Origin of the sequence: Halalkalibacter sp. APA_J-10(15), assembly GCF_023017105.1 — a bacterium.
GTDB lineage: Bacteria > Bacillota > Bacilli > Bacillales > Bacillaceae_D > Halalkalibacter.
Genome location: NZ_JALKEV010000001.1, coordinates 196,909 through 217,988, shown reverse-complemented (window position 1 = coordinate 217,988; position 21,080 = coordinate 196,909). Strand labels below are relative to the sequence as shown.

The window sequence follows — 21,080 nt, the reverse complement described above, 5'->3', positions numbered from 1 at the left end:
AAACGATTTACCCAAATCAACACAAAAGCATGACAGCATTTATATGCGCTAACCGAATGGGAAAGAGGGCTGTAGTCTGTCCGAGTGAGGAGCTTACGTCCGCCTTTGAACGTTGCGCTCTTAACTAAGACCTGCTTAATAACTAAAACAATACGTTAAACAGAGACCGGAACCCATCGTCCTACCCGTAAAGAATATAACTGTTCTTAAACAAAGGGAGCTGCCTCAAGTCAATTAAGACTTATAGGACAGCCCCCTTATTTTACCCATTACTGAACTTGTTCTTGAGAAACAATTAAATTCTTTCTAAATTGACTCGGTGTTAAACCTGTCCACCTTTTGAATTGGCGACTAAAATGAGCCACATCATAATAACCCATCTTTTCTGCTACTGCCTCAATTGAATCCTCCCTTTTGAGAAGGCTCTTTTTTGATTCATTTAGTTTTTTAAACGATAAATATTGTCGTGGTGACATATTATAAACCGATTTAAATATTCGATGACAATAGGAACAACTGATATTAAGCTCTGAGGCAATTTGATCAATTCCCATTCTAGCATGATCCTCATCGGAAAAAGGCTGTTCAACTAATTTTTCAATTTCATGTGCAATTCGATAGGCTAATTGCGCCGCTCGTTCTGATACTTTTTCTTTTTTGACCTGTTTATGTTGCAATCCACCGACAAGCGCAGCTAAAAGCTCAAACATTACCGAGTGCATATGCATCGTTTCTGCCAAACCAAAGTCAGCTTTATTTGATAAGTTGATTAACCGTTCTAGAAAAGGGTAAATTCTACGAGCCAATAATGAATTAGCAGGATAAAATAGTTCACAGGAATCTTTTAAATACGGAAGAAAGAGCTTATCATCAATTGTAAAGTGCAAACAGAAATACGTAAATGTTTCACTGCTTCCACCTTTACTAGAATGAGGCTCACCCGGACGACAAAGAACAATATCTCCAGCGTATTGATCATGCGTTTTACCATTTACAATAAACGTTTGGTGCCCTTCTGTTACTAAATTAATTTCATACATGGCATGCTCGTGCGTAGGGTAGCTCCAAGATTGATTCACTTCTCTTACATGCATTCCGTAGAGCTCAAATCCTGTTTTAATATCAGGATAAATATACTCTTTAATCGAGTATGGCTCTGTAATCTTATGGTTTTCTGAAATGCCTTTATCTTCAAATGTAAAATTCATAGCTTACCCCCTTCTAATCAATTCCAACAACAATTTCTTATCAAGACGGCAACACAACATTTGAACTGTTTAACCTTGCTCGTTTCAGTTGGATGATCATTAACGGTATGCAATTTCATTTTATACATTCATTATAGCATGTTCGTCAATTAACCCTTTTGCATGAAACGATTAATAAATCGTCCGTTTCTTCTCATCATGAATGCCTGATTTTCGATAGAAATACGTATTAACCATATCACGCCATTCCTTGGCATTTGAAAGCTGCATATCAAGCCTTTCACGAACGTTATGATAGCGCTCTTCATCAATCCTCCCTTTCACCTTTTCCCAAGTCAAGATCAACTCCTCCACTTGCTCGACTCCTTTAAAATGAGTGTTATAAATGTGCTGTATGACCGTCTCACCAGATTTCAGCCGATGTGTATATGGGACATGGTGGAAAAAGAGAATCAGTTCATCTGGACATGACTCAATCGACTCATACATTTCGGCGTTCGGTGAAAAGTATTGTCCAGCATAGCCTGTTCCACTCTTCGCTGTGCGGTCGACACCGATACCTTGCCAATCAGCAAAATGATATGTTCCCCAAACGGAATATTCATAGCCATCAATATTGGGTCCGTAATGATGATTGGGATTCACCATCCAACCAATTCCAAGAGGTGCTGTGTAATTTTCATAGATCGACCACGAGTTTAATAGCATTGGATACACTGAATCATTCACCTGACGGTCTTCTCCAAACGTGAGCCTGATCCATTCGTCGGCAATTTGTTCTGAGGAGAGCTCTGGATCCCAGATTAATCGGCCATATCCATAGAAGTTCGCTTGTGCTAACGTATGCCCCGTCCAATTTTCATCATCACCAATGTTGGAAACAGCGGCAATTCCGCTATACTTACTGTCATACAGCGAGCCGTCCACTATCGATTTAATTGGCGCATCTTCCCCTTTAGCAAATGTGTTAAAGTCGAGTACTTCTTTCCATAACGGTACAAGATAACATAAATCCTTTTGCTGACCTGTATACTCTTGAGTCACTTGAAACTCCAACACTTGATTTGTTTCCTGCATTGCACCGAATAAAGGAGATACAGGCTCTCTCACTTGGAAATCCATCGGACCATTTTTAATTTGCAAGACGACATTCTCATGGAACTGTCCATCTAGCTTCTTGAAGTGATCATACGCTGCTCGTGCTCGATCTGTCTTTCGATCTCGCCAATCTTGCAAGCAATTGTAAACGAAGCAGCGCCAAATAACGACCCCATTAAATGGCTCTAACGCCTCCGCTAACATATTGGAGCCATCTGCATGATCACGTCCATAGGAGAACGGCCCTGGACGATGCTCTGAATCAGCTTTTACGACAAATCCACCGAAGTCCGGAATGAAATCATAAATTTCCTGCGCTTTAGCCTTCCACCAAGCTTTCACTTCTTCATCTAACGGGTCCGCGGTTGAGAGATTGCCAATTTGAATCGGACTCGCATAATTGATACTTAAAAATGTCTTTATACCATATGCACGAAACACATCGGCTACCTCGGCAACATCTGGCAGGAATCGCTTCGTAATTAAATGGGTTTCCACTTCAAACACATTCACATTATTGATGGAAATCGCATTAATCCCTACAGAAGCAAGTAATCTTGCATAGTCTTTCACTCGCTCTAAATCTTTTCGAAATTCGTTATCTTTATAGAAAATCGACTGACCTGCGTAGCCTCGTTCAATACTACCGTCCATATTATCCCATTGATTGATCATCCGAATTTGATTTCGTGGACGGTCGATGATATTGAAAGAATCGATTGCCTGATCACGTTGAATATCTCTTAAAAAACGAAATGCAGCATAGAGCACACCAGTTGGACTGTTCCCAACTAAATAAACAGATTTTGTTTGTTCATCACTTTCAATCATAAAACCTTCATCATTAACATCCTCTAACGGTTGCGCTTTAATGTGATCGGCCTCCTTTGGAAGCGTCTCACGGGTTGCTAACACGATAGCCTGATTCACGGAATTAGATATTTGCGGTTTAACACCGACCATTGATGCTAAGCCTCGTACTAGCTCTTCTTTCGCTGTCTGCACTTGTATCGACTGATCATATATAGCAATATTCTGACACCATTCAGCCAACTGATCACGCTTTTGTACGTCTTTGATTGCATCATATTGTAACCAGCTTTTATAACTTTCTGCGTTCATCTTTGAACACTCCTTTATTTTAAAGTGACTTATTGAACTTGAACCATCCAAAGTCAAAATTACACCCTGGTAAGAAAACAAAAGTAACTTTCTGAATGCCCGTAACCTTTTCTAAGTCAAACGTTTTTTCTTCATAGTCTGCTGACTGATCGAACTCAATCATTTGACTTGATTCACCTTCATCATTTTCAAAACGGATTTGGATCGTATTTTTATCAACAGGAGCACGACCATAAACCGTAATGGTTGACGTTCCTGCTGTCGTAAAGTCGATTGACTCATACGTTAACGAAACATTATTCCCGATTCTTTCTACCGTTTGGTCCTTCAATTCAAAGGAATCTCCATAAATATGCTCAGCATCTAATGCCAAATTCGTTTCAAATGCACGATTTTGCTTTTCAAAGGAAAAGCCTTTAATGTGCACCTTCTGATTTAACACAAAACAAAGCGACGTAATTCCTTTCAACTTCTTGTTCAGCTTATACGTTTCTTCTTGATATACATTCCACTTCGATGGCTTCTGATAGACGACATCAGCTACTAATGAACTTCCTTCTTCTTCAGGCATCCCTTCCCAAATTTGAATCGGATATTCCTCACTCGACAAGGCGAATATCGGAATCGTTATCGTATTAGAGCCACTTTCACCAAAGTCGATCTCCCGAAAACCGACTTGCGTTTGACCATCCCGACTTGTTGCAACACCACGTTCGTTGCCATTCGTCACTTCACCTTTGCTGTAATCATAAAGCCCTGCCGAAATAAATCCGTACGCATCCTTATAGGCTGTCCCTAGCCCTACTGCTTTCATCTCTAATTGCGAGATAAGCTTCGTTTTTCCTGTTCCATTTTTGCTCGTACAGCGCAAGCGAAACTCTCCATCTCCTAACGCAGTAACGTTCGCACGATGGCCATCAGACTCTACCTTAGCTATGTTCGATTCACTACCGTTGTCTGCTACCGCACTCCATTCCACCTCTTGATACGACGTATGTTCTGGATGCAGTATAGCCGTTACAGTCAGCTCTTTTTTATTCGGATCTAACTGTTGACCCGCATCACTGACGATCTCTATTTTACGTAGTGGAACTTCGTCAGCATCACCCATCACAACAGGTATACGTTCATTTTCCATAAATGCTGAAACACCTACCAGATCTTCGTCTGTCGCGATCGACTTTATCGTTATCTGTTCGCTTTTGAATTCTTTTGAAGATACTTTTATATGAACATCCCCCGGCTCTAGCTTTGCAGCAATGATTGCCATCAGCTTGCCACTAAATAACCGGCGACTTGTTCCTTTATATTGATCATAATCCGTGCTATCACCATTATCGAGTCCGACTAACCGTCCAGCACCAGATACCATCACATCCACACGATTATTGGCATTTTCGACTCGATTGCCATCTTTATCAACCATTGATATTTCCATAAAGACCAAATCTGTCCCATTCGCTCTAAGCTGCTTCTTATCTAGCTCTAACCGAATTTCCTTCGCTTCTCCAAATGACCTTCTTATATCTGTTGCAATCACCTGATCGTGCTCATCATAGGCAATTGCTTTTAACTCACCTTCTTCAAACGGAATCTTCCACCAACCGACAAGGTCCGTTCCATTTTCATGATCAATATGATGCGTTCCAACCGTTTCGCCATTGAATTGCAGCTCAATTTTTGGAGCATTCGAGCAAACACGAATATCGATGATTTGACCTTTATTAAAATCCCAGTATGGGAAAATATGCACCATCGGACTCGTCTTATAATCCGTCCACTCAGCTTGATACACATAGTACGCATCCTTCTTAAACGTAGCCGTATCTATTTGCCCAAAGTACGAATTCTTCGTATGATATGGCGTTGGCTCACCAATATAATCAAAACCCGTCCATAAAAATTGGCCTAATGAAAAAGGCGTGTCTCTTTCTGCAATGATGCACGCTTCAGCTGATTTCGCCCCCCAGCTCGTCGAACTATTCCCAAGAGAAGAGCATTGTTCATTGTCATCAGCTAAAATCGATTGCTCAAACGGAAAATGATAAATCCCCCGACTTTGCACAAGCGAAGACGTTTCACTTCCATAAATAATCCAATCAGGATGCTCCTCATGGTGCTTCTCATAATACTTCTCAGCATAATTATAGCCAGCAACTTTGACGATATCAGCACATTTCTGGGCATTTTCCCACGGCATATAGTTTGAGCCAATTGTCACATAACCATTTTGCTTCGGATCAAATTGTTCTACATATTCCATGAGCTTCCTTGTAATTTCCTGACCTCTTTCATCTGCATGAGTGTCATAAATTTCATTCCCAATGCTCCACATGATTAAGCTTGGATGATTGCGATCTCGTCTTACCCAGCTTCGTACATCCTTGTATGCCCAGTCTTTAAAGAAACGCGCGTAATCGTATTTCGTCTTCGGCCTTTCCCACATATCAAATGCTTCAGAAACGACTAAAAACCCCATTTCGTCCGCTAAGTCCATTAATTCTACAGCTGGCATATTATGAGCCGTACGTATCCCATTTACACCCATTTCCTTCAATATGACGAGTCTTCTTTTTAATGCCGTCTTATTAAAAGCCGCACCTAATGCCCCTAAATCATGGTGCTCACACACACCATTTATTTTCACCTTTTCCCCGTTAACAAAAAGCCCCTTTTGTGAATCTAATTGAACAGTTCTAAATCCGACCGATAGAGAAACCGCTTCCAATAAATTCGAATGCTGCTCCACCTCAGCTAAAGAGAGAGTTGTTTCTAGTTCGTACAAATTCGGTTCATTCACACTCCAAAGCTTTGGACTTGCCACAAATAAGCTCTGTTTATTTATTTCGGTAGCTGACAACACTTGTTCGCAGGTCGTTGTGATCACCTTCCCCTTATACAACAATTGATGGGAAACAATGACGTCATTTGCCACATTAAGCTCCGTTTCAACCTCAACTTTCCAACCGTCTTCCATTTCAGTAGTAGAAATATAGATTCCATCTGACTCAATGTAATGATCACTTCTTGATTTCAACCAGACATTACGATAAATCCCAGCACCTGAATACCATCTACTATTAGGCGCTTGAAAGACTACTTTGACAACGATTTCATTTTCACCATCTACAAGCGCATCTGTTATTTCATATTCGAAAGAGGAGTAACCATTTTTCCACTCTCCGACAAATTGACCATTTACATAGATAGAGGAATCCATATAAACTCCTTCAAAATACAAGAACATTCGTCGATTCTTCGGACAATGGAATGTTTTCCGATACCAACCTATACTCGTTTCATATAAGTTTGACGTATCGTAAATTAACCAATCATGAGGGAGGTCAACAGGCTCATATGAAAGGTTTTCATCATCCGTCACATCTAAACGACTCTTGGCAAACTCCCAACCATCGTTAAATAGAATTTGATTATTCAACATAACAATCAGCTCACTTTCTACAGCTTCAGTTACTGTACCTTTTCGCTTCGATTATTGTCCTTGTCTCTTTACCATTTAAACCTTTCCCTTATGAACCCTCCTATCACCATACTAGTATGGTAGTTAAGATCGTCTTTTCATTATAAGGAACTTAATCTCTTATTTCAATAAAATATTCATAAAATACAGTTATTATGTACTATAAAGATTAAGAGAAGTCCACGATAGCGGACTTCTCTTAGATGTGTCATCGATAAAAAAATGGCTCTTATTTATCTAGCTTCAGCTTCGACAGAGCATCTGCTAAAGCTGAATTCGTAAATTCACTATCCTTTTGCTTCTTCATATATTGATTCACTTCTCGCTTAGACACTTTTTTATGTTGATTTTTCTTTCTTTTTTCTTGGAATGTCGACATCTTTTCCCGATGTCCACAAACACAAGCAAACATTTGGCCGTCTCCCTCACCCCATAGCTCCATCTTCTTTTTACAGTTAGGACAACGGGCATTGGTCGTTTTGGAAATGTTTTTCTTATATCCACAGGCTGGATCCTGACATACACGTCGTTTCCCATGCTTGTTTTCTAACTCAAGTAATAGTTTTCCACATTGTGGACAAGGGGTTCCGGTGACGTTATCATGCTTAAAGGTTTGTGTACTCTGTTTAATTTCTGACACAATCGTTGTCGCATATTGCTTCATTTCAGCAATAAAAGCTGCTTTATTTAGCTTCCCTTTTGCAATTTGGTCAAGCTTTTGCTCCCACTCTGCCGTCAATGCCGGTGATTGTAGCTCACTTGGAACAAGCTCAAGTAGCTGCTTCCCTTTCTTCGTTATAACTAAATCCTTACCACGCTTTTCCATTAATTGCGTATTTAACAGCTTTTCAATAATATCTGCGCGCGTTGCTACTGTCCCAATTCCACCTGTTTCGCCTAAAGTCTTAACAAGCTCTGCACTTTCTTCCTCTAAAAAGGCTGCAGGCTTTTCCATCGCACTTAATAACGTTGCTTCCGTAAGCCGTGCAGGTGGTTTGGTTTGCCCTTTTTCTAGAGAAGCCCTTTTAATAGCTAACGTTTCACCTTTAGTCACCTGCGGCAGTGTTGCCTTTTGCTCTTGATCGTCCTGTTCATTGACAACCTTCCAGCCTGCTGCTAATGGGCGTTGGCCTTTAGCAGTAAAACGTTCTTTAGCCGCTTCAGCTAAGATGGTCGTTTGTTCATATTCATAGGCAGGTAGTAAATTTGCTAAAAAACGCCTGACAATTAAGCGATACAGCTTCGCTTCTTTATCTGGTAACGAAGCTGAGACAGCTTGCTCTGTTGGGATAATCGCATGGTGGTCGCTTACCTTCTTATCATTGAAGCACGCTAGGCGTGATGAAAGCTTCTGCTGTTTCACTTGTAATACCGCTTTTCGAAATGGCTGAATATCACACGCTTTAATACGTTCTACGAGTGTATCGACAAGATCTGACGACAAAAAGCGTGAATCCGTTCGTGGATACGTAATGACCTTATGCTGCTCATATAAACGCTGTAGACTCGAAAGCGTTTCTTTCGCAGAGTAGCCATAACGTTGATTAGCCTCTCTCTGTAGCTCAGTTAAATCATACAGTGCAGGAGCATAGGTCTTCTTCTTTTTCACATCAACATTCGTGATCACTAACGAGCTCTTCTCAACCTTCTGCTTAATAAGCTGAGACTTCTCTCTGTCAAACATTCGTTTTTCATTTGATGATGCATGCTGCCATTGTAATGAAAAACCGTTACGGACCTCAACAAATAACTCGTCATACGTCGTCGGTTTAAAGCTTTGAATGTCACGCTCTCGTTTTGCGACCATCGCTAATGTTGGCGTTTGAACACGACCACATGATAATTGTGCATGATATTTCGTTGTTAACGCCCGTGTCCCGTTTATTCCAACATACCAATCGGCTTCAGATCTAGCGACAGCAGAGTCATATAAACCTTGATATTCTCGACCATCCTTTAATCGTTGGAACCCTTCTTTAATCGCTCGATCGGTCACAGATGAAATCCATAAACGCTTAATCGGCTTTTTCACATGTGCTTTCTCTAAAATCCAGCGAGCGACAAGCTCACCTTCACGCCCAGCATCAGTCGCAATAATAATCTGTTTGACATCCTGTCGATTCAGCTGGGCTTGCACAGCACGAAATTGCTTGCTCGTTTGCTTAATGACTTCAAGCTTCAGCTTTGGCAACATTGGCAATGTCTCAAGCTTCCATGTCTTATATTGCTCTCCATATTTCTCTGGCTCGGCTAATGTTACTAAATGGCCAAGCGCCCACGTCACAATATAGCGATCTCCTTCGATGTAGCCATTTCCTTTCTTATGACACTTCAGCACACTTGCTATATCTCGTGCCACAGAAGGTTTTTCCGCTAAAACGACCATTTTACTCATGTAAACAACTCCAACTATTATTTATGTGATTATATAATAACCTTATTATACTAACCGATTCCGCTATCCACCTCAAAATATTCTCCATAATGCAACGAACATCGTTCATTGAATTCATGTTTACAATAAGGACATTGGAAACTTGATTCCAAATACTCGTTTATCGACAATTCTGTTTGACACGCCCCGCATCGTACAGCTTTCTCATCGAATTGTTCTTTTTTCCAGACAGCTGGTTTGTGATTCGCTAATTCAAGATGACATTTGATACATGCATAATACGTATGACAGCAGCGATGTTTGATTGCGATGACATCTTTTTCGGTATGATAATGCGCACACCTCGTCTTTTGATCAACCATTACACCTAGCACATCTATTGAATCGCCCAACACAATTCCCTTCTTTCTTCATTGTACGACTAATCCAGATTCCCATGTCTTCTTAAAATACTCATTTCTCTACTTAATTCATCTTCTATTCTCACTCGTATTTCTTCCATAATTTCTTCAGAATCAATATCCCATGCTACGCCTTGCCCTAAATAATCATGCCATATTCGCTCTGCTTGTTCGTCAATAGGTGTTAAACGTGGCATCTCAATGTTTTCCATAATATCTTGGTAGAGGCGCTGAATCTGTTGCCCAGAAAGAATCTCACTTTGCTGCTCTAACGTTTCAGGAATCGCTTGAGCTGGCATATAACTTGGAACGACACCGTATGTCCCATGCATCGAATGCTCGAAGGCTACATATTCCATAAAGGCCCACGCCGCTTGCTTATGCTCACTTGCTGACGGAATCGCTAAAATCGTACTACTATCTAATGCGTATAAATCAAGGGGAAGCCTAGTTGCCTTCCATTTCCCTTTCTGCTCAGGAGCAATATCTCCTATTTGGTATTCGCCCCAGCTTCCTTGATAGAACATTGCAAATCGATCGTCTCGAAATGCATCCTGTCCATTTGATTCATACAAATTATATCCCGGACTTAATCCTTCTTGATTAATCACTTTCGCTAATTCAATCATCTCTTGCATGTCTTGATCCATTCTAAGAAAATTCATCTCTTGATCAAACAGACCGACATCTTTCGCTGCCAAATTGACGATTTCTGTTACCCACTGCATCATCCATCTTCCGTCCTGTTTGAGCGTCCTCGCCATTTCCAACCATTGTTCTGGACTAGACATATACTCTGCTAAGTCCTCCGGTTCAGTTGGATAGCCATATTCCTCTAATAAATCCGGCCTATAAAAGGTAACAATTGGAGATGCCGAGATCGGTAAGCCGTACATCTTCTGCTGATTAAAGGATTGTCCTATTGACCAAAAGGACTCATCTATATCTTGCTCATATTCCGTTAATGTATAGGGAGGCTCTGCTAGGTTTTCTAATCCCTCTAGATCGATAAACTTGGCAAAATGAGTACTATCAAAAACCATAATATCAGGAACACTTCTAGACAATAAGGCATGTAAGTAGGTGTCCGTATAACTATCATATGGGAAGGCCTCCACTTCAATTGAAACATTCGTGTACACTTCAGTAAAGTCCGAAATCGAATACTCCCAACCACTATCATAAAATGACCATAATGTTAATTGAACATCCTCCTCTCTCCACGACTGAGAACTCTCATGTTCTAATTCTTGCCCTATTTCATCATCAACTTGACTTCCACCTACACAGCCGATACACAGGAATAACGCTATTAGCGCAACCATACATTTCCTCATCATAATCCCTCTCACTTATTACAAAGTTCAATGAAGAAAAAAACACGATAGCGCCTTTTCTTCATTGTATCGTGCGCATCCACGAATCCGCCTACATCCACCTTAATTAAGTGTCTAGAATTTTATAGGTGCTTATCTTTTAAGAAATCAATGATTTCTTGCTCAGGCAATGGTCTACAGAAATAGTAGCCTTGGAGTTCATGACAGCCTAATTCGTTTAGAACCTGGCTTTCCTCTTTTGTTTCAATTCCTTCTGCTACAACATTTAATTGTAGTGTCTTAGCCAAATCCACGATCATTTTGACGACGGAAGCCTTTTTGCTATCATGATGAATGTTTGTTATAAACTGTCGATCTAGCTTCACTTCATTAATTGGTAAATGTAACAGTTGATTCAAGGAGGAATATCCAATTCCAAAATCATCAATCGAAACACTCACACCTAATTGTTGAATTTGGTCCATGACTGAAATAACTCCTTTAAGATCTTTATTAAACACACTCTCTGTTATTTCAATTTTTAAACGTGAAGGATCAAGCTTTGATTCTGCTAATGCTTGTTTTAAAATTACTAGAATATGTTCTTGATGAAAATGTTTAGCTGAAATATTAACAGAAACAGAGATAGGTTCATTTAATTCTCGTTCCATCTCCTTCGCTCTCTGGCATGCTTTAAATAATCCCCAACGGTCAATATCATAAATAATACCTACTTCTTCCGCCACTCTAATAAACTTATTTGGAGGAACTACCCCTAATACAGGGTGCTTCCACCTCATCAATACTTCTAAACTCGTTATGCAACCCGTGTCAGCTGCTACTTTCGGTTGATAATACAATTCTAACTGATCATGACGCAACGCATCTCTTAACCCATTTTCAATCAGCATCTTCTCTTCAAATTGTGACTGCATACTCTCATCAAAGAAGCGCATTGTCGTGCCTCCTTGGTCCTTAGAGCTGTACATAGCCATATCTGCAAACTTAACAAGCGTATCAACATTCTTTCCGTTATCAGGGTACATACTCACCCCCATACTCGCACTAACATAAAGGGTCATATCCATCACATCAATTGGATCGATAAAGAGATCCTCCAGATTTCTTGCTAATTTGCTTAAATCTTCATCTAAGACGGGATGAACAACAGCTGTAAATTCATCACCGCCTAACCGAAACACTTTCACATTATCAGATATCGTTTTCTCAAGACGGTAAGCCACCTTTTTCAATAGCTCGTCCCCAGCTACATGACCTAACGTATCATTAATTTGTTTGAATTGATTTAAATCGATAAATATAACCGCAAACCGATCTTCACCATATGTTTCTATCAATTCCTGTAAATACTGTTGAAAGTTCAAGCGATTAGGTAGACTTGTTAGCATATCAAAATAGGCAAATTGATGTAATGACTTCTCCGATTCTCTCAGCTGTGCTGCCTGTTCCATTAATCGCTCATTCATTTCCTCCTTCTCATTAAACATTGATACAAGCTTCGTTGACATATGCTTGAAATTCCGAACTAGCGAGTGAAGTTCATACACCCTAGTATCCGGCCAATGTATCACGCTCTTCTGCTGTAATTTCCGTGGAAGCCCCGTCGTCGTTGCTGCTAAATTGTTAAAACCGAGAATTAACAGGCGGTTTAACAAATAAACAATCCCCATAGCAAGAACGACAAACAGAATGAACGTTTGAAATTGATCGATATATGCATCGAACATCCTTTGCTGAAAATAAGACAAGGGGAATACGACAACAGCCGATAAATTGCCAACGTTTAAATCACGCCAATAAAAATAATAGCCTTCTCCCCATCTCATTAATTCATTTTCTGATTCATACGGAATATAACGATAAAAGTACGGTGAAATTTCCTTTTCTTCATACATCTCTTCATATTCTTTTGAGGAACGTATATCTCCATTTGATAGACCGCTCGCAATAATCACTTCATTATCATTATCAAGAACGACAACGTTATACCATTCATCCCCTGCATACTTTTGAATGATATCTTCTATGTAGCCTCTTTGTACGGTCCCAAGTAATTGCAATCGCCTTAAATCATCTTGACGCCAATTTAATAGCTCCAGTTCAAAGCTATTAATCGTATTTACTGCAACTTGTCTCGCTTGACCCTTCTCCAATTGATGAGAATGTAAGTTCGTAATACCAACAATAAGTAAAAAGGGAACAATAATCATCGCAATAGAAAAGTGAAAGAGAATCTGATGAATATACATTTCCCCACTTCGCTGATCACGACGATTTGTCATCCATTTATGAAAAGGAATATAGGCTAATAAAATATCTGCTAGCAATGCATTTAATAACCCGTTCGTAACATTAATCATCGCCTGAAAATAAAAAACATTTTCAATATGTTGAACATACATCAAATGATAGATTAGAATTGAAAGTGGTCCGCCGACAAAAATCCAAAATATTAAATCCCAAAAAACGAGATTCCCACGTTTCATAAATGTTGCTAAAGCACTTACACAAATAATCTCCAAAATAAAAACGATATCGAATACTGGCGTTTGAAAGAGTAAAACGAATAGTAAATGGATTATTACCGCGGAAATAATCGCTTTTTGTACTCCATATAATCTTAAAATCAAAAACAACCCTACACTCGCTAAACTAATCGAAACACCTAACATAAAGGGAAGGTTGTACAATTTCAATATGAAAGTAATAATAAACAACAGCGCAAAATTCACGTAATGCCCTACCGAATGGGGAAGGAATTGCTTTATATTCATAGTTGTACCTCCATTCCCTATATCCATCTAGATTAATAGTACCTAATAACTAGTTAATATTCAATCTAACTAGTTAATATTGTTATATAGGTTTAGAAAAATTAATAAAGACCTATCAACAAAGCACCCTTTGATCACACAGGTCTTCATTAACAGGTCAGACACGTCACTTATCTATTTAATTCTCCATCAGAGCTTGTTAGTACTTTATACAACTCTGGCCGCCTATCACGAAACAGTCCCCATTCTGCCCGTAATAGGTCAAGCTGATCCAAATCAAACTCTTCTACTAATATAGACTCATCCGTTCGATTCGCCTCATTTAACTTTTCCCCTTGCGGACCAGCGATAAAGGATGACCCGTAAAAGGTAATGGAGGAATCCTCCTCTTGCTCCACTCCGATACGATTGGATGCAATAATAGGGACAAGATTACATGCAGCATGTCCGCGCATACACATTTGCCAATGCTCTTTTGAGTCAATGGACGAATCATACGGTTCTGATCCGATAGCCGTTGGATAAAATAGTAATTCTGCCCCCATTAGCACCATACTTCTAGCTGCCTCTGGGAACCATTGATCCCAGCAAATTCCTACACCTATTTTCCCATAAGCCGTTTCCCACACTTTAAACCCTGTATCACCTGGGTTAAAATAAAATTTCTCTTCATAACCGGGACCGTCAGGGATATGACTTTTCCGATAAATACCTAATAAACTCCCATCAGCATCAATAACGGCTAATGAATTGTAGCGAGCGTTGTTCTTTCGTTCGAAGAAGCTTATAGGCAATACAACCTTTAGTTCCTTCGCCACCTTTTGAAAATGGCGAATCGCCAAATTTTGTTCAACCGTCGTAGCTAGCTGGTAATAGTTGACCTTTTCCTTTTGACAGAAATACAGTGTTTCAAATAATTCTTGAAGAAGAATGATTTGTGCACCTTGGCTAGCTGCTTCCCTGACTAGCCGTTCCGCTTTCTTAATGTTTTCTTGAATATGCTGTGTGCAACTCATCTGTGTCGCTGCTACAATCACTTTTCTCACCTTAACTTCATCCCTTTATCATTTGTTGGGTTGTACAATGCACATTTCCACCTTCCTTTATAATGGAACGTCCATCCACGAGTCGCACACATCTTGTCGGAAATGTCTTTTGCACGATCGCTTGCGCTTGGCGATCGGCATCTGCCGCTTCTCCTCCAAACACGGGTAAAATGATTCCATTGTTAACAAAGTAAAAATTAATATAGCTTAATGTTAACCGTTGATCATTAACATAAGCTGCAGGTGGTTGTTCTATTTCAATAATCTCAAGCTTCCGACCCTGCGCATCATGTTCGTCATGTAAAATTGCCCTATTCTCCTGTGTAATGGCGTAATTTTCATCTTGTGGGTCGTTACAAACTTGCATCATCACCTTCCCAGGTGCAGCAAAGCAAGCTATGTTATCAACATGGCCATCTGTTTCATCACCACTTAGGCCACGCTTTAACCAAATGATCTTTTCAACTCCTAATACTCGCTTTAACGTGCCTTCAATTTCCGCTTTCGTAAGATGTGGATTACGATTTTGGTTTAACAGGCACTCTTCTGTTGTAATCAATGTTCCTTCACCGTCAACGTGGATCGATCCACCCTCCATGACAAGAGGAACATCAAGCTGATCTACACCAAAGTGAGTCAAAATTTTCCCAGCAACCTCATTATCTAAATCATATGGGGTATATTTCTCCCCCCAAGCATTAAATCTCCAATTGATCCCAAATGCATGCCCGTGTTCATCCCTTACAAGCGTCGGCCCATTGTCTCGAAGCCATGCATCATCATGCTCCAACGCAATGATATCAATTTGATCATTGCAGAAATGTTCACGGACTTTCTCAAGCTCCATAGGGTGAGCTAATACAGTAACCGGCTCAAATTCCGCAATTGCTTCAATGATTTCAATATAGCCATCCATAACCTTCTCATAATCACTCGGATACACCATTGATTCTTGAACTGGCCATGAAATGAGTGTACGCGCATGCGTCTCCCACTCTGGTGGCATGAAATATTGTTTACTCATCTTATCCACTCTTTCTTAGCCAAAATACTTGCAAGCAACATCTTACCTCATAATATTAAACGACACAATAAGGAATACATGCCAACCTTGCTCTCTTCGGACCCTTCTTTAAAACTCATCTTCTAACTTTACCGCTGTACCACTATTTGCTGAACGCAAAGCGGCTTCTGTCACTTTAAACGTCTTATAAGCATCCTCATAGCTTGATAGAATACGTGATCGATCTCCTGTCTGAACCGCATGAATAAACGCTTCACTTTCCCTTTTATAAGGATTGCACTTATTATCATGCTCGCTAACCTGATCACCTATACACTCCTTTAAACGTTCAGGTGTCCACTCTAAAACCCCTTCACTCGTATATATCGAAAGACCGACCTCAGACAAGTTCCCTGGAACGATACACGTATTTGTGATCGTGGCGACACTGCCATTTTCAAGTGTTAATATGACAGCACCTACATCGGCAACAGAGACACCGTCATATTTTTTGTCCATCGCTCGTGTTGCATAGGAAGCATAGACCTCCTTCACTTCCCCAACAACGTACCTTAAAAGATCTACGATATGAGTCGTTTGTTCAATAAATTGTCCTCCAGAACGCTTTTGGTCTCGCCACCAAGCAACCTCTGGCATACTTCCGATCCATCTTCCTGTCGCCATTCCTACGGTATTCGCTTGCAAGTATTTCTTCATCTGTATAACGGTCTCCTGGTAACGAAAGTGATAGCCCACTGATGTAATCAGATTGTACCGTTTGACTTGCTCTTCAATTTGCCGAGGCTCTTCATCTTTTACTCCTAACGGCTTTTCAACAAAAAAGGGGATCTTGCGGTCAATCGCCTTCTGCTCAATATCGCCATGGGCAAATGGTGGCACACATATATAAAGAGCGTCAATCTCCTCTTCAACGAGCATCTGATCTATGTGTTCATAAGGCTTGGCATTAAATTCCTGAGCAATAGCAGCTGCTTTTTCCATACTAGTCCCACAAAACGCCTTAACACAAACGTCCTTCATTTCTGCCAATACTTCCGCATGCATTCGACTAAATCCACCTGTGCCTACAATTGCTACATTTACATTCATGATCATTTCCACCCTTCATCGTATCATTTAACTATAAAGATTATCTTAACAGATCTTAACAGTAAATAGATTGATATCGTTTACAAACATCGCTCATATGTATGGTCACTCATCGATCATTCCTATATTAGGATTGCTACGTATAGGAATGATAACGAGCAAACCTTTCCATGCCGTATCGACCCGTTATAATTCAACCTCCATAATCGTTGAAATTTCTTCAAAGCCTAAACGTTTGTATAGTTCCTTAGCTCGATTGTTGGCAAACACGTTAAGATGCGCTGTTTGGTACCCTCTTTGTCGAAATTCTCCCAGTGCCGCTCTCATTAACATCGCTCCATAGCCCTTCTTTCGATACCGTGGTAAGACGTATAACTCAAAGACCATAGCACTTACAACATTTTTAAATGGTGCCATCGTCTCCCCAATGACGATCCAGCCACAAACCCCGTCATGATCGAGTACCCAATATTCACAAGGTCCATATTCATTCATCGGTGTACTCGTTTGCAAATAGCCTAAGGTCGCCTCCTTTTGAACGGTCTCACCAAATTCTTTAATACGCATTCGCTCGTAATCTGTTGCCCTACGTATAACCATGACAAATCCCCCTCTCCTCTTGTTGATTTACCTTATTCAATCAAGATCAGAGATGTTAGCGTCTTTTTTTAATATTGCTCAAGAACATGTTATGATAGTATTAAAGATTTCAATAGGGTGGGGTTCTATGAATTGGGTATCTGCTTCAGAGAAAAGAAGTTTCCTAAGATGGTTTCTAGATCAGCACCAGTTAAAGCATAAGGACGCACGAATGCTACTGGATCACATCATAAAAAAGCATCATATTCTTGAAAATGTCACATTTACAGAAAACATTCAACAGCGAGAGCGTACGATTGTTATTTCGAGTACTAGCTCAGATGAGGTCGGCTTTGTGTATTATTACCACAACCAAAAAACAGAGGATGTCTCAAAAGCACTCGGAGACTTATTAGCCAATCCCGCCGACAAAGTGTATTTAATTCTTCATTTTTACGGAAAACAGTCGAATCAGCGTTATGTACAGCTAGTCGAAACACCAAGGAAAGACTCCTTTAAGCGATACAAGCAATTTAAACAAGATAGCAATGAAATTGACGCACTCATTGAACTAACCATGTTAAAGAACCAAATTAATGAAGCACTCGACAACCGAGATGAAGCTCGTTTTCGTGCACTCGTAAAAAAGCTAGAAACGTTGCAAAAGCAAACGGAATTCCAACGTTAAGATCTAAGGCACTGAAGCATTTGATTTGTTCACAAATTTCAATACCCTTAAGCCAGCTTTAAAGCCGCCTTCTCGTATCAGGCGCGAAACATGTGCAGCCAGCTTATTTACATGTTAACTCATCCATATAGGCTGCTATTGCGTCCATTGCACCTACTTCATCTGGGTTCAAGATAAAGGCCAATCGTAGTCTTGAGGCTCGCTCACCAAATAACACGCCAGGGATGGCTGTTACATGTCCACGCTCCAATAAATCATAGCAAAGCTCATTATTTAACTTAATCTGATGCTTACGCTGTAAAAGATCGCGAACCGACTCAAAATCTACATAAATCGCTGTTCCTGCTTGAAATACAATGTAATCAAGCTCATATACAGAAGCAACCCGCCGCTCAAACTCTCCAACAGCTTGCTCATATCGACGACTTAACTGATCAATGAATTGTTTCCCCTTCTGAGAAAGCTCTTTCCTTTTATACAGAGCTTCCGAGCTAAAGCGGTTATGATGCACAGCTATGGTTTCATACAAATGCTGGAGTTTTTCCGGGAAGGTCGCTTTCACTGATCTTTGTCCAGTTAATTCGTCTACATGTAAAACAATCGTTCCTTCTGAATAGTAGGACTGTATTGTTACCCCAACAGATGAATCGTTCACCTCTATGACGCATATTCCATATTTTCTACACGCCTGAACAAATATTTGCCGTTGCTTTTCATCCCACCTTACGAAAAAAGAATGAAAGCCTTGTTTTACAACAAGCTTTGCTGGTTGCATCCCTTTTTGACGTGCTTGTTGAATATGACGTTCAAACTCAAACACATCTATTTGTTGAAAGGGCGATGTAAACCACTCAACCGTTTCATCCTGTAAAATACTCGTTACATGCATCCATTCAATCGGAGCAGGTATCGGTAATAGAACATCCCCCTCAACCATGGATAAAATATACTGCAATGCTTCTCTTTCATTCATAAAATCAATTGAACGTTTTTCTTTCTCGTCCGTTACTTGGGCTTCGAATAAATCATCCTTCCATTCACGATAGTGAGCACGATCTAGCTCATATATTGGTTGTCCATTTGTTTTCTTTTTCAAGAGCAGCTTCTTATATAATTGTCCACTTGCTCCATCCGAGTAAAACGTCTTTTTTACATGAATATTAGAAGATAAATCACTATATACTCGTTCCCTTATTTTAGGGTCCTTCACAAAGCTTTCAATATCATATTTCACGACAACATGCTGAGCAATATCCGTTTCAAATGTATGGACTAACGATTCAATTAATGACTCATCTTTTGTTAAAAAGGCCAGCTTAGGCATATCATCAATAAGAAAGTGCTCATTATGAACATAGATAATCCCATACTTACTACCTAACTTCTCACCAGCGAAAAAAGTCAAGTTGGGAATTTCTTTGCGGATAAAATAAATATCTATTTTCGCTTCAGCAAGATTCGGAATACGCTCATACAGCTTACTCATAAATTTCAAGCAATTTTCTAGTCGTTTTTCAACTTTGTTACGATCCTGTTCACTTTCTATATCTCCTATAAAAAATAGGTAGTTTGTCTTTTTTAACCGTTTATTCTCATAACGCTGCACATGCTTATCGACTAATTGCTCAATATTGGTTTCCCGCTCTAATTGAAATGGAGCATTGTATGCATAATAGGTCCCTTCGAAGTTTTCCCATATTTGTGGATTTTCCGCAGGATCAATCATTTCCATGACCCGGCTATCGTTATTCCACTGATGTACAGGTAGGGTATTCGTACTTTCGGTAATTGCATCACCCTCGGAAAGAGTTCTTCTCATTGGAAACGGGCGCGTTGCTGTCGTCAGCATCTCCTCATAAATAGCTTGTGGCTGTTTAGGTTCATAAAGGGAATTATTTGGGTAAGCACTATAGCCTACGTGCTGCTCAATCATTTCACCTAAGAAATGGAGATTACGATTATTCTCTTGCCGATCGAACACATAAATGACCATTGGATGAAGCGACAACGTTGGAACAAAGATCAACTGATCATTCTCTACTCTTTGTTCACATAAATAAACTTGGTCAGGGTCAATAATTTCTGAATCAATAAATGTATAGCGCTCAAAATCAATACTTCGCCCTTGACTAACATACATATCATGTTGTATATGACCCTTCTTATACTTTGCTTGCTCGACAAAAGCGAGTGTTGACGTTTGTAGCAGTTGAATATGTCGAACCATTTCCGTTACAAGTCCGATTAACACATCATTATGATGTTGGTACTCAAATGCATTAGCCACATCGCCATGGCCGAAAAAGGCATTTCGATACGTTACTAGCATTTCAATGACGTCAATCAATGCAATCGATGTACTTCCTGGCTTTCGTATTTGATACCGTGGCTTTCGTTGTTTAATAAGCTCAAATAATTCTTTTCGAAAAGAAACGAGCTCATTTAAACCTTTTCGTTCCACAAATAGATCCTCAACTAGTTGTGGTGTGTAACGCATCTTTTCACATGCCTGTTCATCGTCCTTCTTTAATTCGACGTAATGAGACAGTAACCGTTTCACCAGCTCCTTCCAGTCGCCAAATGACGGTGCCTTCATTAAGTTCATGCAAGACTTAATAAATTCCTGTCTTTCCATTTCATCTTCCTGACAGTTTCCTTTATACTCTGCGAGTAGAATATACGTTAGATATTTCGGAATGAATTCCATCAACTTATTAAGTCGCGTATGTGTATTCTCCTCCTCCGTACGGATTAAATATAAATATTTTGCAATTGGAAATATCGTGTTCTGTTCTATTTCCTTCAATTGTCGGTAACGGTCTTCTACAATCATTGATG

General features: G+C 39.9%; 13 protein-coding genes. 1 reads left to right on the top strand and 12 read right to left on the bottom strand.

Features of this window, described 5'->3' with window-relative positions; genetic code table 11:
- Positions 1–269: 269 nt before the first annotated feature.
- The 11 genes from MW695_RS01000 to MW695_RS00950 all read right to left on the bottom strand — a co-directional run bounded on the left by MW695_RS01000 (position 270) and on the right by MW695_RS00950 (position 17,575).
- Positions 270–1,208 (bottom strand): helix-turn-helix domain-containing protein, encoded by a 939-nt coding sequence (locus MW695_RS01000; protein ID WP_247101857.1) that lies wholly within the window; start codon positions 1,206–1,208, stop codon positions 270–272.
- Between the two features lie 171 nt (positions 1,209–1,379).
- On the bottom strand, positions 1,380–3,428 hold the full coding sequence (locus tag MW695_RS00995) for an alpha-glucuronidase family glycosyl hydrolase (RefSeq protein WP_247101853.1): 2,049 nt from the start codon (positions 3,426–3,428) through the stop codon (positions 1,380–1,382).
- Between the two features lie 19 nt (positions 3,429–3,447).
- Positions 3,448–6,867, bottom strand: coding sequence for a glycoside hydrolase family 2 TIM barrel-domain containing protein (locus MW695_RS00990; protein WP_247103055.1), 3,420 nt, complete (start codon positions 6,865–6,867; stop codon positions 3,448–3,450).
- A 271-nt stretch (positions 6,868–7,138) separates the two neighbouring features.
- Positions 7,139–9,304, bottom strand: coding sequence for a DNA topoisomerase III (locus tag MW695_RS00985; protein WP_247101849.1), 2,166 nt, complete (start codon positions 9,302–9,304; stop codon positions 7,139–7,141).
- A 50-nt stretch (positions 9,305–9,354) separates the two neighbouring features.
- Positions 9,355–9,666 (bottom strand): CHY zinc finger protein, encoded by a 312-nt coding sequence (locus MW695_RS00980; RefSeq protein WP_247103050.1) that lies wholly within the window; start codon positions 9,664–9,666, stop codon positions 9,355–9,357.
- A gap of 59 nt (positions 9,667–9,725) precedes the next feature.
- The gene (locus tag MW695_RS00975; RefSeq protein ID WP_247101847.1) at positions 9,726–11,030 is read right to left on the bottom strand and encodes an ABC transporter substrate-binding protein; all 1,305 of its coding nucleotides are present in this window, start codon (positions 11,028–11,030) and stop codon (positions 9,726–9,728) included.
- Between the two features lie 134 nt (positions 11,031–11,164).
- Complete coding sequence (locus MW695_RS00970) at positions 11,165–13,816, bottom strand: putative bifunctional diguanylate cyclase/phosphodiesterase (RefSeq protein ID WP_247101846.1); 2,652 nt, start codon at positions 13,814–13,816, stop codon at positions 11,165–11,167.
- A gap of 170 nt (positions 13,817–13,986) precedes the next feature.
- Positions 13,987–14,862 (bottom strand): N-carbamoylputrescine amidase, encoded by an 876-nt coding sequence (aguB, locus tag MW695_RS00965; protein WP_247101844.1) that lies wholly within the window; start codon positions 14,860–14,862, stop codon positions 13,987–13,989.
- A 7-nt stretch (positions 14,863–14,869) separates the two neighbouring features.
- On the bottom strand, positions 14,870–15,895 hold the full coding sequence (locus MW695_RS00960; RefSeq protein ID WP_483299836.1) for an agmatine deiminase family protein: 1,026 nt from the start codon (positions 15,893–15,895) through the stop codon (positions 14,870–14,872).
- A gap of 99 nt (positions 15,896–15,994) precedes the next feature.
- Entirely contained in the window at positions 15,995–16,975 is a 981-nt protein-coding gene (locus MW695_RS00955) for a Gfo/Idh/MocA family protein (RefSeq protein WP_247101835.1), read from the bottom strand.
- A 186-nt stretch (positions 16,976–17,161) separates the two neighbouring features.
- The gene (locus MW695_RS00950) at positions 17,162–17,575 is read right to left on the bottom strand and encodes a GNAT family N-acetyltransferase (protein ID WP_247101833.1); all 414 of its coding nucleotides are present in this window, start codon (positions 17,573–17,575) and stop codon (positions 17,162–17,164) included.
- Positions 17,576–17,702: 127 nt separating this feature from the next.
- Here MW695_RS00950 and MW695_RS00945 point away from each other — a divergent pair, with 127 nt between their 5' ends.
- Entirely contained in the window at positions 17,703–18,242 is a 540-nt protein-coding gene (locus MW695_RS00945; protein ID WP_247101831.1) for a YpiB family protein, read from the top strand.
- Positions 18,243–18,345: 103 nt separating this feature from the next.
- On the opposite strand, the gene MW695_RS00940 is transcribed toward MW695_RS00945, so the two are convergent.
- Complete coding sequence (locus tag MW695_RS00940; RefSeq protein ID WP_247101828.1) at positions 18,346–21,075, bottom strand: hypothetical protein; 2,730 nt, start codon at positions 21,073–21,075, stop codon at positions 18,346–18,348.
- Positions 21,076–21,080: the final 5 nt, after the last annotated feature.

What these genes read in the sequence shown, in the direction of transcription:
- MW695_RS01000 (WP_247101857.1), bottom strand. Translation starts at nt 1,208, where the DNA reads ATGAATTTTACATTTGAAGATAAAGGCATTTCAGAAAACCATAAGATT.
- MW695_RS00995 (WP_247101853.1), bottom strand. Translation starts at nt 3,428, where the DNA reads ATGAACGCAGAAAGTTATAAAAGCTGGTTACAATATGATGCAATCAAA.
- MW695_RS00985 (WP_247101849.1), bottom strand. Translation starts at nt 9,304, where the DNA reads ATGAGTAAAATGGTCGTTTTAGCGGAAAAACCTTCTGTGGCACGAGAT.
- MW695_RS00980 (WP_247103050.1), bottom strand. Translation starts at nt 9,666, where the DNA reads ATGGTTGATCAAAAGACGAGGTGTGCGCATTATCATACCGAAAAAGAT.
- MW695_RS00975 (WP_247101847.1), bottom strand. Translation starts at nt 11,030, where the DNA reads ATGGTTGCGCTAATAGCGTTATTCCTGTGTATCGGCTGTGTAGGTGGA.
- MW695_RS00970 (WP_247101846.1), bottom strand. Translation starts at nt 13,816, where the DNA reads ATGAATATAAAGCAATTCCTTCCCCATTCGGTAGGGCATTACGTGAAT.
- MW695_RS00955 (WP_247101835.1), bottom strand. Translation starts at nt 16,975, where the DNA reads ATGAATGTAAATGTAGCAATTGTAGGCACAGGTGGATTTAGTCGAATG.
- MW695_RS00950 (WP_247101833.1), bottom strand. Translation starts at nt 17,575, where the DNA reads ATGGTTATACGTAGGGCAACAGATTACGAGCGAATGCGTATTAAAGAA.
- MW695_RS00945 (WP_247101831.1), top strand. Translation starts at nt 17,703, where the DNA reads ATGAATTGGGTATCTGCTTCAGAGAAAAGAAGTTTCCTAAGATGGTTT.
- MW695_RS00940 (WP_247101828.1), bottom strand. Translation starts at nt 21,075, where the DNA reads ATGATTGTAGAAGACCGTTACCGACAATTGAAGGAAATAGAACAGAAC.